Origin of the sequence: Streptomyces murinus (genome assembly GCF_002154555.1) — a bacterium.
In the GTDB taxonomy this organism is placed as follows: domain Bacteria; phylum Actinomycetota; class Actinomycetes; order Streptomycetales; family Streptomycetaceae; genus Streptomyces; species Streptomyces murinus.
Genome location: NZ_MUNF01000435.1, coordinates 1 through 13,746 on the forward strand (window position 1 = coordinate 1; position 13,746 = coordinate 13,746).

Sequence of the window (13,746 nt, forward strand, 5' to 3'; positions counted from 1 at the left end):
GACCGTTGCAGTACTAGGGCCACTCCTCCAGTTCAGATGCCCTCCGGTGGGTCGTCCGGGCGGCGGTCCACCGGGCGGCGCGGCGGGATCGGGGTCGTCGGGAAGTCGCGGGGGCCGGTCCACAGGGACGGTACGGCGTCGCAGCGGCGGCACAGTTCATAGGCGACGGCCTCGTAGTTGACCCGCCAGCCCCGGAAGTGGGGCCATGCCTCCTCGAGGGTGCGCTCGGCGCGGAAGCCGGTCGAGTCCAGCATCGCCACGGCCGCGTCGAACTCGGCGTAGGTGAGCCGGATGGGCGCGTTCGGCGCGGGGTCCTCCTCGAAGGGGGCCCGCACCGCGCGGGCGATGTCGCGCAGCGCGCTGAACCCGGCCCGCAGTACCAGGCGGGCCTCCGGCGGTGCGGACTTCGGGTCCAGGGCGAGCTGGAGCGCCGCCGCGTCCATCACGGCGACCAGTCCCACCAGCCAGCTGCGGTACGGGCGCGGGGAGCGGAACGTCAGCAGCACCGGGTAGGTGGAGTGGCTCTCGCCCATGTCCGAGGCCAGCCGCTCCCAGGCCCGGTACAGCTCGGGCAGCGCGGTCTCGGTGTCGACCAGCCACTGCCGGGCCAGGATCTCCGGGCCCCAGGAGGGCTCGCCCGCCCTCGCCTGGAGGAGGGTGACCTCGACCTCGCGGCGGTTGTAGGCGGCGTAGAGCGTGGGCAGGTAGGCGATCTGGAGCGCGATCAGGACCGGCCCGGTGGCCGCCGCGAAGAAGTCGAGGACCGACAGCTTCCACCGGGCGCCGCTGGCGAAGCCGAGCGTGAACAGGCTGGAGCCGGCCTCGCGGAACGCGGTCGTCCAGGTCAGCGAGGACAGCGCGAACAGCAGCAGGCCGAAGCCGAGCAGGGCGCCGGTGAGCCAGCTGGCGAGCATGCCGATCAGCATGAGGGGCGCCAGCCAGGTCTGGGCGCGGTCGATGGCCTCGTAGTCACCGCGCGGGGTGGTCAGCCGCAGGAGTCTGCGCAGCAGCCACCACAGGCGGAAGACCAGCGTGGAGTAGAGGCCCCTCGGGACGACGAGGGTGCGCAGGATGCTGCTCAGCACGGCGAGGAGCAGCAGGGCGCCCGCCGTGCCGGCGATGTATTCCATGAGCGTATTCTGGCGCGCGCGGGGGACGGTGATCGACTTCGGGCGCGGCCGCCCGCCGGTCCGCGGTGGCCTGCCGCGCGCTCCCCCGCCCTCCGGGAAGGCGCCCTCAGCGGGCCAGCAGCGTCCGCACCCCCTGGGACGTCAGCGTGAGCGCGTGCTCCGAGCTGCCGTCTATCGCCAGGGAGATCTCCTCGTCCGGCCACTGCGAGGCCAGCGCGCCCAGCGGGATGAGGCGGTAGCGGGAGACGAAGGGCAGGAGTTCGGCCATCTCGTTCTCCGTGGTGAAGACGGGGACGACCGGGTCTCCCCCGGGCTGTTCCAGGATGGGCAGGGCCACCGTCGTGGCGTCGGCGCCCTCGCCGTCGATCGCGTCGTCCGGCACGGGGACGAGCACGTCGCTGTGGGCGAGGGTGTCCAGGGCCCGCTGGTCCTCGGCGTTGGCGACCAGGTCGTCCAGCGCCTGCTGGGCGGGCGTCGGAAGGGCGTCGTGTGCGGGTGTCTCCATGGCAGATCCCCAGGTAGCGGTGGTCGTACGGGCCACCCGGACGGACTGCCCGGGCGGGCTCCCGCCTCGCGTACCCGGTGCGGACCCGGGGCATGCGTGCGAACCGCAAGAGGCGCGGGGCAGGGCCCGGACTCGGGCACGTGTGCGAAACGGAGGATGTCCGGCGCACGGGACGTGAGGCGGTGCTCAGGCCCTGAGGACCTCCTCGCCCGGCGCCGGGCTCGGGGCCAGGGCCTCCTGGGCGCGCACCCGGCGCCTGCTGAGCAGCAGGGTGCCGAGGAAGGAGAGGACGAGGGCGACCACGACACCGAGGTTGGCGTACGCCCACGCGCCGGTCCGGCCGCCGAGGCCCAGCGGTCCGAGGAGATAGCCCTGCCAGCCCAGCCAGTGCGCGGCGGTGTTGGTGACCAGGCCCCAGCCGACGGCCGTGGCGGCGAGGGTGAGCAGCGGGGGCACCAGTGGGACGTCGCCGTAGCGGCCGTACGGGCGGAACAGGTCGCCGTCGTCGTAGTTGCGGCGGCGCAGCGCGAGGTCGGCCAGCATGACACCGGACCAGGCGGCGATGGGCACCCCGAGCGTGGTGAGGAAGCCCATGAACTGGCCGAGGAAGCCGCCGGCGAAGAACACGATGTAGATCGAGCCGGCGATCATCAGGCAGCCGTCCCAGAGCGCGGCCAGATAGCGGGGCACGCGCAGTCCGGCGGAGAGCAGGGCGAGGCCGGAGGAGTAGATGTCGAGGACGGCGCCGCCGACCAGGCTGAGCACGGCGACCACGGCGAACGGCACCAGGAACCAGGTGGGCAGGATGGTGGTCAGTGCGCCGATCGGGTCGTCGGCGATGGACCGGCTCAGCTGCGGCGAGGACCCGGCCAGCAGTACGCCGAAGACCAGCAGCAGCACGGGCGCGAGCGAGCCCCCGAAGGTGGTCCAGCCGATCACGCCCCGGCCCGAGGAGTCGCGCGGCAGATAGCGGGAGTAGTCGGCGGCGGCGTTGATCCAGCCGAGGCCGAAGCCCGCCATCATGAACACCAGCGCGCCGATCATCTGCTGCGCGGATCCGCCCGGCACCGCCTTGACGGCGTCCCAGTCGACCTGGTGGGCGACGAGGCCGACGTAGACGAGGGTCAGTACGCCGGTGACCACGGTGATGACCGTCTGGAGCCGCATGATCAGGTCGAAGCCGATGACCCCGGCGACGACGGTCAGCGCGGCCACCACCATCAGGGCGACCACCTTGGTCTCGGTGCCGCCGCCCCAACCGAGGCTGGTGAAGACGGTCGCGGTGGCCAGGGTGGCGAGCGAGATGAGGGCGGTCTCCCAGCCGACGGTGAGCATCCAGGAGACCACCGACGGCAGCCGGTTGCCGCGCACCCCGTAGGCGGCGCGGCTGAGCACCATGGTGGGCGCCGAACCGCGCTTCCCGGCGACCGAGACAAAGCCGCACAGCAGGAAGGAGACGACGATGCCGATCGAGCCCGCGACGAGCGCCTGCCAGAAGGAGATGCCGAAGCCGAACGCGAAGGCGCCGTAACTGAGCCCGAGCACGGAGACGTTCGCCCCGAACCAGGGCCAGAACAGCATGCGCGGGGTGCCCCTGCGGTCCGCGTCCCCGATCACGTCGAGCCCGTGCGTCTCCAGCTGGATCGGGCGGCCGGCGGCTCTGTTGTCGGTGATGCCGAGGGGGTCGTGCGGATGCGTCATCACGGCCTACCTGTCTGACGTGTCGAGATCACGCTAGGTCGGCACCGCGGGGGCCGCAACGCAAGGCACTCGGGATCCTCGTCAGTCGCGGCCCTCCTCGACGTCCTGCTCGGGGTTCTCCTCGGCGGGGCCCTCCGCCTGGGACGGAGTGGTACGGGTCGGCTGCGCCGCCCCCATGTCCTCCGGCTCCCGCTCGCCCTCGGCCTGGGAAGGGGTGGTGTATTCGCTCATCGGGGCCTCCCCCGCCGTACATACGTCTGTGGGCATGCCCCGGGTACCCGCCCGGCGGGGGTGTCATGAGGGGGCGGACGAGTGAAACCGCTTCGGTACGGCCCTGGACCGACGCGGTCCCGGACCGAGACGGCCTCGGATCGAGACCGCCCCGGATCGACGCTGGGCCTTGGTCGACGAGTGAGGTACGCACGCCGATGCCGACCGGCGGCGTGGCGTGCGCGGGCCCCGTGCCGTCCCCGGCGAGGATGGCGCACGGCAGAGGCCGGCTCGGAGGCGGGTGGTGCGGATATGACGGTGAACCGTGTCGGCCTGGTCGTGCACGGCGGGCGCGCCGAGGCACAGGCGGCCGCGGGAGCGGTGCGCGACTGGTGCGCGGAGCACGCGGTGGAGTGCACCGACATCGACGTATGGCAGCAGGGCGCGCGGCACAGTGCCCGCGCGGAGGTCGACGCGGCGGGCGACCCGGACCTGATCGTCACGCTCGGCGGCGACGGCACCTTCCTGCGCGGCGCCCGGCTCGCGGCGGAGAACGACGCCCTGGTGCTCGGCGTGGACCTCGGGCGGGTCGGCTTCCTGACCGAGGTGCCGGCCCCGGCCGTACGGGCGGCGCTGGACGCTGTGCGCGAGGAGCGGATCACCGTGGAGAGCCGGATGCTGCTCACCATGCGGGCGTCGTGCCGCCTTGAGGTGCCCGCGCAGGTGGAGGCGCTGATGCGGTACGGCCGCGGGCCGATGCTGCCGCCGCCCCGGGTGCGCGTGGACTGCGCGGCGGGCGGCGACTGGGGAGTCGCGCTGAACGTCACCGCGCTCAACGACGTCGTCCTGGAGAAGCTGGCCCGGGACCGGCAGGTGTCGGTCGCGGTGTATCTGGCCGGCCGGCTGCTCGCCTGCTACTCGGCGGACGCGCTGCTGGTCGCCACGCCCACCGGCTCCACGGCCTACAGCTTCGCCGCCGGGGGCCCGGTGGTCTCGCCGCGCGCGGAGGCGCTGGTGTTCACGCCGGTGGCCCCGCACATGGTGTTCAACCGCTCGGTCGTGGCCGCCCCGGACGAGCCCGTCGCGCTGCGGGTGCTGGAACGCTCGGGCCAGGCCGCGGTCAGCATCGACGGCCAGTTGCGCGGGGTGCTGAGCCCCGGCGACTGGATCGGCGTGTACGCGGCGCCCCGGCGGCTGAAGGCGGTGCGGCTGGGTCCGATGGACTTCTACGGCCGGTTGCGTGAGCGGATGAACCTCACCGACGCGCCGGCCGCGCTCGCCGACGGCCGGGCCGCCCCGCTGTGGCCGATGACCTCGCCGCGCCCGGCCGACCTCGCCCATCTGGCGCTGCCGGGTGCACCGGATGTCACAGCCGATCCCCCTCCTGGAGGTACACCCCCTCCGGCGTGACCCGGTCGGTGCGCTCGGAGCCTCGGACACGCTCGCGGGCGGCGTCCGCGAGCCGGTCGCGTTGCTTCGCGAACCGGGGCGCGGGCGTCGCCCGGAGGGTCACGCCGTCCCACCGCAGGCCGGGTTGTTCCACCGCGGCGCCGACTGTACGGCGCGCGCGGTTCAGTCGAACAGGCCCTGGTTGCCTTCCTTGCGCACCACGCACAGCGCCCAGATGGTGAACGCGGCGAGGGCGATCATCACGATCGACCAGACCGGGTAGTACGGCAGGGACAGGAAGTTGGCGATGATGATCAGCGCGGCGATCACCACGCCGGCCGCCCGCGCCCAGGTCGACACCTTCATGAGTCCCAGGCCGACGATGACGGCCACGGCACCCAGGACGAGGTGCACCCAGCCCCAGCCGGTGAGGCTGAACTGGAAGACGTAGCTGCGGGTGGCGAGGAAGACGTCGTCCCGGGCGATCCCCATGATGCCGCGGAAGATGTCCAGGACGCCGGTGAGCAGCAGCATCACCGCGGCGAACGCGGTCAGCCCGGTGGCCCACAGTTCCTTGGTGGTGGGCTCGCGCGTGGTGCCGGCTCCGGTGCCGGCGCCAGGGCCGCTGCCGGGGCCGGTGTTGTGGTGTGCGTGGGGTGCGGTCATCGTGCCACCTCGATTCTCTCCGGTGTGCGGTAGGTCGGTGCGGGGCGGTTCAGTGCGGGGTGGTGGAGGAGACGGTTCCCGAGCGGCCGGATCCGGTGGATTCCGGCCCGGTGCCGCCGGGTGCGCCCGCCGCCGTGCCCGTGGCCGGTCCATGGGCGGCGAACACCATGTCCTTCGCCTTGCGGAACTCGTCCTCGGTGATGTCACCGCGGGCCTTCATCTCGGACAGCCGGGTGAGTTCGTCGGCGCTGGAGGTGCCGCCCCGGGCGGTCTCGCGGATATAGCTGTCGAACGCGCGCTGCTGGGCGCGGGCCTGCTCGACCTCGCGGCGGCCCATGCCCTTGCCGCGGGCGATCAGATAGACGAAGACGCCGAGGAAGGGCAGTACGACGACGCACACCAGCCAGGCCGCCTTGGCCAGGCCGCCCATGGAGTCGTCGCGGAAGATGTCCATGACCACCCGGAAGAGCAGCACGAACCACATGATCCACAGGAAGAACACCAGCATGGACCAGAAGACGCTCAGCGCCGGATAGTCATACGCGAGGTAGGTCTGGACGCTCATGTCGCTCCCTCCGTCCCGGGTCCGCGCCCGGTGGTCGGTCGTCCATCGTCCTCAGGCTGCGCTTCGGCGGGAGAAGGACGCTTCACCCTGCGCGGGTGAACGGCGGCCGGCTCCGGGGCCCGGGGGGCTCCGGTGCGCGGTCGTCGCCGAGGTGCGGCCCCGTCGGGATCGTGCTCCGGTCCAGGGACGGGCCGTGCGGGCCGTACGGACCCGGGTCGCGCGAGGGAGGTCATGGCTCCTCCGTCCCGTGCCCGAGGCCGCTCCCGGCCGGCCGACGGGGCCGTGTGCGGGGACCTCACCAGGACAGCGTGGCTCCTGACGGCCCGTACGGGATCACCCCTGGCGGGTGATCCCGTACGGGGGCCGGGACGCTGAGGTGGGTAGCGGGCGCAGGCGGGCCCGCCTGCGGAGCAGCGGCGGAAGAGGCACGCGATGACCGATCCAGCGAGGCGCGCCCCGTCGAAGGACGCCCGGCGCTCCCTGTACAGCGGGTCGGAACGACGGGCCGCGACCGCGTCCTTCGCGCGGACGGTGGCCATCCTGACCGCCCTGATCGTCGCCTACTACCTGGTGCCGCTGGACACCCGCACCACCCTGGCGACGGCCCTTCTGCTGCTGTGCGGGCTGCTCGCGGTCGCGGCGGTCTTCGGCTGGGAGGCCTGGCTGATCATGAACGCGCGGTACCCCCGGCTGAAGGCGGTGGAGGCGCTGGTCGCCACGGTGGGCCTCTATCTGGTCGTCTTCGCCAGCGTCTACCACATCATCGAGCACGACACCCCCGGCTCCTTCTCCGAGCCGCTGACCAGGACCGACGCCCTGTACTTCACGCTGACCACGTTCACCACCGTGGGGTACGGCGACATCACCGCGCGCTCGGAGACGGGCCGGGTGGCGGTGATGTGCCAGATGACGTGCGGACTGCTGCTGGTGGGGGTGGCCGTACGACTGCTCGCGGCGGCGGTGAACGCGGGGCTGCGCAGGAAGGGGCGGGAGCCATAGGAGGCCAGGGCCCAAGGAGGTCCAGGGGCTCACTGCGGGGCCTGGCGCATCTCCAGGACGCGCAGGCCGAGGGACTGGCAGCGGGCGAGCAGGCCGTACAGCTGCGTCTCGTCCAGGACGCGGCCGAACAGGATGGTGTGGCCGGACACCACCACGTGGTCCAGCTCGGGGAACGCCTTGGCCAGCGTCTCCGTCAGCTCGCCGTCGACGCGAATCTCGTAGCGCATGAGGTGCCTTCCCCGCGTGCCGCGGACGGGCGTACCCGGCCCTCTTCCTGCGATCCTGCGCCCCGCTCCGGCGCCGGGCCTCACCCGTCGCAGGTGATGTGGGCCCGCGCGGTCACAGCAGGCCCAGTTCGCGGGCGCGGTGCACGGCGTCGTGCCGGCGGTTCACGCCCAGCTTGCGGTAGGCGCTCTTGAGATGGGTCTTGACCGTGTTGACGGAGACGAAGAGGTCGGCGGCGATCTCCTCGGTGGACATCATCTCGGCGAGCCGGACCAGCACATCGCGTTCCCGGCCGCTCAACTCCTCGATCATCGGCGGCGGTTCGGGCACGACCGGGGTGCCGTCCGGGGAGCCGGCGCCGGGCAGCAGCCAGCCCTCGGCGAGCGGGCGCAGCGCCGGGGTGGCGAGCAGCGGCCGCAGCCAGGGTCCCGCCTCCTTGAAGGGGCGCCGCAGCCGGTCCCGCCGGGCCTCGCGCAGCGCCTGCGCCACCAGCCGGCGCCGGGCCTCCCGGTCGCCCTCGACCCCGGCGAGCTCCGCCTCGACCAGGGCCGACCGTACGGCGATCAGGGGGCCGGGGGTGTGCTGCGGGCGTATCCGGCCGAGCAGGTCGAGGGCCTGCGCGGTGCGGCCCGCCGCCAGCTCCGCCTGAGCCGCGCCCACCAGGCACAGCGGGTCCTCGCCCGGCAGCTCCGTCAGCAGCTTGACGGCCAGCTCGGGCCGCCCGTCGGCGAGATGGGCTCCTGCGGCCACCAGCGCCGCGTGCGCCTCGACCCAGGGGGACGGCTCCTCGGCGACGACGGTCCGGTCGGCCGCCTCCAGAGCACCCTCCGTGTCGCCCCGGGCGAGCAGGAGGCGCGCGGTGACCAGGGCGTGCAGCGCCTGGGCCACCGGGTCGCGCGCCGGGGGCCGGGCATCGGCCGCGTCGGGCGGCGCGTCCAGGAGTGCCTCGGCCCGGTCCAGTTCGTCGCGGTCCGTGGCGACGGCGGCCAGGACCAGGGTGGCCGGGCCGGTCCCGGGGAGCACGGAGGGGTCCGTGTGGTCGGCGGCGGCGAGCGCGGCGAGGGCCTTGCGTTCGGCGCGGCCGGGGCGGCCGTCGAGGTGGTCGAGCAGGGCGAGATGGGCGAGGCACTCCTCGCGGACCTGGGCCGTCGAGGGGCGCCCCGGCGCCACCGGGGTGCGCGTCCTGACCGGGGACGCCGGCTCCGGGGCCCGTACCTGTGCCGATGCCGTCGGCGTCGTACGGCCGTGGTCCGTCACCGCGGTCAGGGCCGCGCGCGCCGGTGTGAACCGTCCGGCCCACAGCCGGGCCGCGCCGAGGTGGGCGCGCAGCAGGGCGGTCAGCTCGGGGTGCCGGTCCAGGAGTCGGCCGGGTACCTCCTGCTTCAGCTCCTCGGCGCGGCGGGCGGCGGCCTCGGCGCGCGCGGGAGCGCCGGTCAGCCGGGCGGCGAGGACGTGCAGGAGGGCGCAGCCGAGCCGGGCGGCGGCCGTCTCGGCCGGTGCGGGCTGCTCCTGGCGCGGCCCATGGGGGTGCCCGTTCGGCTCCTGGGGCGGCCGGTTCGTGGCGCCTTCCAGCTCCCGCGTGGCCCGTTCCAGATGCGGCAGGCCCCGGTCGAGGTCGCCGAGGGAGAGTGCGCGGGCGGCGCGGACGAGGTCGGTGGCCGGGGTCCGCGGCTCGGGGCCCATGGCGGCGAAGAGCGCGGCCAGGGGCTCGGCGCGCGGTCCTGTGAGCAGTTCGCCGAGGGCGAGGTCGCCGACGAGGGCATCGGCGGCGGCCGCCCAGTCGCCCGCTGCGGCGGCGTGCTCCAGGGTCTCGACGAGCGGTCCGTGGCGCCGCAGCCAGGCCGCCGCCCGGCGGTGCAGCTCGGTCTCCAGGCCGGGGTGGCGGGCCCGCAGATGGGCGCGCAGGATCTCCCGGAACAGCGGGTGCAGCCGGAACCAGGAGTGCCCGAGGTCCTCCACGAAGGCGTTCTCGCGGTGCAGCGCGGTGAGGATCAGCTCGGCGTCGGCGCGCCCGGTGAGCGCGTCGGCGAGAGCGGGGCAGAACCGGTCGAGGACGCTGATCCGCAGCAGCAGATCCTGGGTCTCGGCGCGCTGCCGCTTCAGCACCTCGGCGATCAGATAGTCGCCGATGGTGGTGCGGTCGGCCTCGAACTCCTTCAGGTACGACCGCGGGTCGCGCTTCCCCTGCGCGGCCAGGGCGCTGAGCCGCAGTCCCGCCGCCCAGCCCCGGGTGCGGGCCAGCAGCGCGCCGATCTCGTCGGGCGGCAGCCGCAGGCCGTGCAGGGCCAGCAGGTCGCCGGCCTCCTCGGGGGTGAAGGCCAGTTCGTCGTTGCGGATCTCGGTGACGGCGCCGGCCGCCCGGTAGCGGTGCAGCGGCAGCAACGGCTCGGTGCGGGTGACGAGGACCAGGCGTACGCCGGTGTCCGCGTGCCGGAGCACGAACTCCAGCTGGTCGGCGATCTCCGGGTCGGTGACCCGGTCGTACTCGTCGATGACCGCGGTCACCGGTGCCTCGCGGGCGCTGAGTTCCGCCGCGAGCCGGGTGAGCAGCGCGTCGTCCACGCGGCCCGCCTCGGCGGGCAGGCCCACCTCGGCGGAGAGGGTCACCCCGGCCAGCCGCAGGGCCTGGAGGAGGTAGGCCCAGAAGGTGCCGCGGCCCTTGTCGGCCATCTGCGCGGTGAGCCAGGCGACCGGGGTCCGCCGGGTCGCGGCCCAGTCGGCGACCAGCAGTGTCTTGCCCGCCCCTGCCGCCCCGCCGACCACGGTCAGGGGGGCGGCCGGGGCCAGGTCCAGATGTCCGAGCAGCCGGTCGCGGCGCAGATAGGTCACCGGGAGGGTGGGGATCGCGAACCGTGTCCGCAGGAACGGATCCCCACAGGGATCGGCGGGCCCGAGGGGGTCCGCTCCGGTCTCGTCCGGCACGCCCATGGTGGTCACCACCATCGTCGTCGGGTCGCGGACAGCGCGCTCCGCTCCTCCCCCCAGGATCACCCCTGGGGGGAGGAGCGCCACACGAGACGGTGGTGCCCGGTGCGGGGCGGCTCAGTCCGTGGTGGACGGGGCGCGGCGCGGCAGCTTCCAGTTCGGGCGCGGGAAGTGGCAGGTGTAGCCGTTCGGGTAGCGCTCCAGGTAGTCCTGGTGCTCGGGCTCGGCCTCCCAGAAGTCGCCGACCGGCGCCAGCTCGGTGACCACCTTGCCGGGCCACAGGCCGCTGGCCTCGACGTCCGCGATGGTGTCGACGGCGACGCGGTGCTGCTCCTCGCCGTCGTAGAAGATCGCGGAGCGGTAGCTGCGCCCGATGTCGTTGCCCTGGCGGTCCCGGGTGGTCGGGTCGTGGATCTGGAAGAAGAACTCCAGGACGTCCCGGTAGCTGGTGACCGCGGGGTCGTACAGGATCTCGATGGCCTCGGCGTGGTCGCCGTGGTCGCGGTAGGTGGCGTTCGGGGTGTCGCCGCCGCTGTAGCCGACGCGGGTGGCGACCACGCCGGGCTGCTTGCGGACCAGATCCTGCATGCCCCAGAAACAACCGCCCGCCAGTACGGCTCGCTCGGTTCCCGCTGTCATCGGTCGCTCCCTGTTTCGTCTGGCCCCGCACCCCTGTTGACGTGCCGGGGGCACGGTCATCCAGCGTAATACCGCCCGCGCGTAAGGGGCGAAGGGCCACCGGTTCGCGCGCGGGCGGCGCGGTCAGGCGCGCACCCGGGGCAGCAGCCCGTCGAGGCGGCGCGGTATCCACCAGTTGGCGCGGCCCATCAGGAACATCGCGGACGGCACCAGGACCAGCCGGACCACCGTGGCGTCCACGATCACGCTGATCGCGAGGCCCAGCGCCAGCATCTTGACGACCACGGTCGGCGAGGCGGTGAAGGACAGGAACACGGCGGTCATGATCAGGGCCGCGGCGGAGATCACCCGGGCGGTGGCGGACAGCCCCTCGCCCACGGCAAGCCGGTTGTCGCCGGTGCGGTGCCAGGCCTCGGCGATCCGCGACAGCAGGAAGATCTCGTAGTCCATGGAGAGCCCGAACACGATCGCGAACATCATCATGGGGACGTACGACTCGATGGGCACCGGTTCCGACAGGCCGAGCAGCGCGTCGCCCCAGCCCCACTGGAAGACGGCGACGAGGACGCCGTAGGACGCGGCCGTGGTGAGCAGGTTCAGGACGACGGCCTTCAGCGGGATCACCAGGCTGCGGAAGACGACCAGGAGCAGCAGGAAGGCGAGGACCAGCACGATCCCGATGACGAGCGGCAGCCGCTCGCCGATGGTGGCGCGGAAGTCGGCCTGTCCGGCCACGGTGCCGGTGAGATAGGCGCGGGCGCCGGTGCCGTGCAGGGCCCCGGGCAGGGTCCGGTCGGAGAGGGTGTCGAGCAGGGTGCCGGTGGCGGCGTCCTGGGGGCCGGTGGCCGGGGTGAGCGTGGTGACGAGGATGCTGCCGTCGGGGCTGGCCCGTACGGGGGTGAAGGCGGCGACCCCGTGGGTGGCCCTGAGGGCGTCGGTCACCTCGGTGGTGATCCGGTCGGCGGGGGTGTGTGCCCGGCTCAGGTCGATCACGGTGACGACCGGGCCGTTCGCGCCCTTGCCGAAGCCCGGTCCGTCGGCGGCCGCGATCCAGTCGTAGGCCGTACGGGTGCTGCTGCCGGGCTTGTCCGCGCCCGCGTCCACGTGGCCGAGGCGCAGCGAGAGCGCCGGTGCGGCGCAGACGGCGAGGACGGCGGTGCCGGCGGCGAGGAAGAGCCAGGGACGGCGGGCGACGAGCGCGGCGTAGCGGTTGCCGCCGGGGCGTGCGCCGGTGCCCTCGGCGACGGGGCGGCGGCGCAACCGGACCCGGTCGATCCGGGTGCCGACCAGGCCCAGGGCGGCCGGGACCAGGGTGAGGGCCGCGGCGGCGGTGACGACGACGGCGAGGGTGGCCGCGAGCCCGATCCGGCCGATGAAGCTCAGTCCGCACGCGTAGAGGCTGAGCATGGCGACGGCGACGGTGAGGGCGGCGATCAGCACCGCGCGGCCGCTGGTGCGGGCCGTGCGGGCGGCAGCGGTCACGGGGTCGTGGCCGTCGATCAGGTCCTGCCGGAAACGGGTGGTCAGGAACAGGGCGTAGTCGATGCCCACGCCGAGGCCGATCATGCCCGCGAGGGTCATGGCGGAGGTCGCGAAGGAGACGACACCGGCGACGACGCCGACCACTCCGAGTCCGACGCCGACGCTGATCAGCGCCGTGGCCAGGGGCAGCAGCGCGGCCAGGACGCTGCCGAAGGCGAGCAGCAGGATGACGAGGGCGGCGACGACGCCGACACCCTCGCTGAACTTGTCGTTCGCGGGCTGCCGTACGACCTGGTCGAGATCGCCGCCGTAGGCGACGCCGAGGCCCGCCGCGCGGGCGGGTGCGGTCGCCGTGTCGAGCCGGGCGGTGTAGTCGTGGCCGAGGTTCTTCAGCTGCTCGTCGAAGGTGACGGTGGTCGCGGCGGTGCGCCCGTCCGTGCTGGTCACGGGCGCCCCGACGGCCGTGACATGAGGCAGTCCGCGCAGCTCGGCGAGGGTGCGGTCGAGCCCGGAGCGCCGGTCGGCCACGGTGCCCGTCCCGGTGTGGAAGACGATCTTGCCGCTGGGCCGGCCCGTCTGCGGCAGGGAGCGGGCGAGCAGGTCGGCGCCGGTGTGCGAGGCGGTGCCGGGCAGGCTGACCTGGTCGCTGAAGACGGGTCCGACGAGGTGCCGGCCCGTGAGGGCGGCGACGAGGATCAGCAGCCAGACGGCGATGACGGTCAGAGGGCGCCGGGCGCAGCGGCCGCCCAGGCGGCCGAGAGGGCCGAGGTCGGCGGGGCCCGGGGCGCTCTCAGGGGCGGTCGGGCCCGGTTCCGGGGGCGCCGAGGGGTGTGAGGTGGTTCGGGGCACCGGGGTCTCCAAAGCTGTCCGGGAAAAGTGTCACGACTGACACGAACTCTAGGGAGAAAATGTCATGCATGACAATTGGCACCTGTGACAATTTATGGAAGGTTTGCGGACGCGATCGCGCGGCGGAGGGGACACGGGGAGGCACGGAGGTGGCACGCGTGCCGATTGACAGTCGCGACACCAGGACGGGAGGCTTCGGCCATGGCTAGTGAGACCACCCCCGCCGGACTGCGCGAACGCAAGAAGGAGCAGACGCGCCGCCTGCTGCTGGAAGGGGCCGCGCGGCTGTTCAGGGAGCGGGGGTTCGAGGGCACCACGGTCGCGGACATCGCCGCGTACGCGAACGTCTCCGTGCGCACGTTCTTCCGCTACTTCGAGAGCAAGGAAGAGGTGCTGCTGCCGGACGGCGTGCAGATCTTCGCGTACGTGGAGCGGGCGCTGGCCGCGCGGCCGGCGGACGA

At 73.6% G+C, this 13,746-nt stretch carries 13 protein-coding genes; 3 read left to right on the top strand and 10 right to left on the bottom strand.

All coding sequences use genetic code 11. The features are described from left to right. Positions 1-32: 32 nt before the first annotated feature. The 4 genes from CCN72_RS25225 to CCN72_RS39745 form a co-directional block, all read right to left on the bottom strand. Entirely contained in the window at positions 33-1,130 is a 1,098-nt protein-coding gene (locus CCN72_RS25225) for a hypothetical protein (RefSeq protein ID WP_086809868.1), read from the bottom strand. Positions 1,131-1,236: 106 nt separating this feature from the next. Continuing rightward, complete coding sequence (locus CCN72_RS25230) at positions 1,237-1,635, bottom strand: SseB family protein (protein WP_037655818.1); 399 nt, start codon at positions 1,633-1,635, stop codon at positions 1,237-1,239. A gap of 186 nt (positions 1,636-1,821) precedes the next feature. Further along, positions 1,822-3,336 (bottom strand): purine-cytosine permease family protein, encoded by a 1,515-nt coding sequence (locus tag CCN72_RS25235; protein WP_086809870.1) that lies wholly within the window; start codon positions 3,334-3,336, stop codon positions 1,822-1,824. Between the two features lie 81 nt (positions 3,337-3,417). After that, positions 3,418-3,567: a hypothetical protein gene (locus tag CCN72_RS39745; RefSeq protein ID WP_161250034.1), complete on the bottom strand. Its 150-nt coding sequence runs from the start codon at positions 3,565-3,567 to the stop codon at positions 3,418-3,420. Between the two features lie 291 nt (positions 3,568-3,858). Between CCN72_RS39745 and CCN72_RS25240 the strand changes: the two genes are divergently transcribed. Further along, positions 3,859-4,956: an NAD(+)/NADH kinase gene (locus tag CCN72_RS25240; RefSeq protein WP_086809873.1), complete on the top strand. Its 1,098-nt coding sequence runs from the start codon at positions 3,859-3,861 to the stop codon at positions 4,954-4,956. 162 nt (positions 4,957-5,118) lie between these two features. On the opposite strand, the gene CCN72_RS25245 is transcribed toward CCN72_RS25240, so the two are convergent. Both CCN72_RS25245 and CCN72_RS25250 read right to left on the bottom strand, forming a co-directional pair. Beyond that, positions 5,119-5,601: a DUF7144 family membrane protein gene (locus CCN72_RS25245; RefSeq protein WP_232985209.1), complete on the bottom strand. Its 483-nt coding sequence runs from the start codon at positions 5,599-5,601 to the stop codon at positions 5,119-5,121. A 49-nt stretch (positions 5,602-5,650) separates the two neighbouring features. Beyond that, positions 5,651-6,166, bottom strand: coding sequence for an SHOCT domain-containing protein (locus tag CCN72_RS25250; protein WP_086809875.1), 516 nt, complete (start codon positions 6,164-6,166; stop codon positions 5,651-5,653). Between the two features lie 432 nt (positions 6,167-6,598). Between CCN72_RS25250 and CCN72_RS25255 the strand changes: the two genes are divergently transcribed. After that, positions 6,599-7,165 carry a potassium channel family protein gene (locus tag CCN72_RS25255; protein ID WP_086809877.1) on the top strand — a complete coding sequence of 189 codons (567 nt, stop codon included), beginning with the start codon at positions 6,599-6,601 and terminating at the stop codon, positions 7,163-7,165. Positions 7,166-7,194: 29 nt separating this feature from the next. Here the strand turns inward: CCN72_RS25255 and CCN72_RS25260 are convergent, their stop codons facing one another. The 4 genes from CCN72_RS25260 to CCN72_RS25275 form a co-directional block, all read right to left on the bottom strand. Further along, on the bottom strand, positions 7,195-7,392 hold the full coding sequence (locus CCN72_RS25260; RefSeq protein WP_037655827.1) for a hypothetical protein: 198 nt from the start codon (positions 7,390-7,392) through the stop codon (positions 7,195-7,197). Positions 7,393-7,504: 112 nt separating this feature from the next. Then, positions 7,505-10,333, bottom strand: coding sequence for a winged helix-turn-helix domain-containing protein (locus CCN72_RS25265; protein ID WP_208638091.1), 2,829 nt, complete (start codon positions 10,331-10,333; stop codon positions 7,505-7,507). Between the two features lie 99 nt (positions 10,334-10,432). Continuing rightward, positions 10,433-10,954: a peptide-methionine (S)-S-oxide reductase MsrA gene (gene msrA, locus CCN72_RS25270; RefSeq protein ID WP_086809878.1), complete on the bottom strand. Its 522-nt coding sequence runs from the start codon at positions 10,952-10,954 to the stop codon at positions 10,433-10,435. Between the two features lie 123 nt (positions 10,955-11,077). Then, the gene (locus tag CCN72_RS25275) at positions 11,078-13,285 is read right to left on the bottom strand and encodes an MMPL family transporter (protein ID WP_086809880.1); all 2,208 of its coding nucleotides are present in this window, start codon (positions 13,283-13,285) and stop codon (positions 11,078-11,080) included. Positions 13,286-13,486: 201 nt separating this feature from the next. Between CCN72_RS25275 and CCN72_RS25280 the strand changes: the two genes are divergently transcribed. Then, a partial coding sequence (locus CCN72_RS25280; RefSeq protein WP_143664195.1) for a helix-turn-helix domain-containing protein occupies positions 13,487-13,746 on the top strand: 260 nt, incomplete at its 3' end.

Bases quoted from the DNA above. Each gene is read 5' to 3' on its own strand.
- CCN72_RS25225 (WP_086809868.1), bottom strand. From the start codon at position 1,130: ATGGAATACATCGCCGGCACGGCGGGCGCCCTGCTGCTCCTCGCCGTG.
- CCN72_RS25230 (WP_037655818.1), bottom strand. From the start codon at position 1,635: ATGGAGACACCCGCACACGACGCCCTTCCGACGCCCGCCCAGCAGGCG.
- CCN72_RS25235 (WP_086809870.1), bottom strand. From the start codon at position 3,336: ATGACGCATCCGCACGACCCCCTCGGCATCACCGACAACAGAGCCGCC.
- CCN72_RS39745 (WP_161250034.1), bottom strand. From the start codon at position 3,567: ATGAGCGAATACACCACCCCTTCCCAGGCCGAGGGCGAGCGGGAGCCG.
- CCN72_RS25240 (WP_086809873.1), top strand. From the start codon at position 3,859: ATGACGGTGAACCGTGTCGGCCTGGTCGTGCACGGCGGGCGCGCCGAG.
- CCN72_RS25245 (WP_232985209.1), bottom strand. From the start codon at position 5,601: ATGACCGCACCCCACGCACACCACAACACCGGCCCCGGCAGCGGCCCT.
- CCN72_RS25250 (WP_086809875.1), bottom strand. From the start codon at position 6,166: ATGAGCGTCCAGACCTACCTCGCGTATGACTATCCGGCGCTGAGCGTC.
- CCN72_RS25255 (WP_086809877.1), top strand. From the start codon at position 6,599: ATGACCGATCCAGCGAGGCGCGCCCCGTCGAAGGACGCCCGGCGCTCC.
- CCN72_RS25260 (WP_037655827.1), bottom strand. From the start codon at position 7,392: ATGCGCTACGAGATTCGCGTCGACGGCGAGCTGACGGAGACGCTGGCC.
- CCN72_RS25265 (WP_208638091.1), bottom strand. From the start codon at position 10,333: ATGGTGGTGACCACCATGGGCGTGCCGGACGAGACCGGAGCGGACCCC.
- msrA (WP_086809878.1), bottom strand. From the start codon at position 10,954: ATGACAGCGGGAACCGAGCGAGCCGTACTGGCGGGCGGTTGTTTCTGG.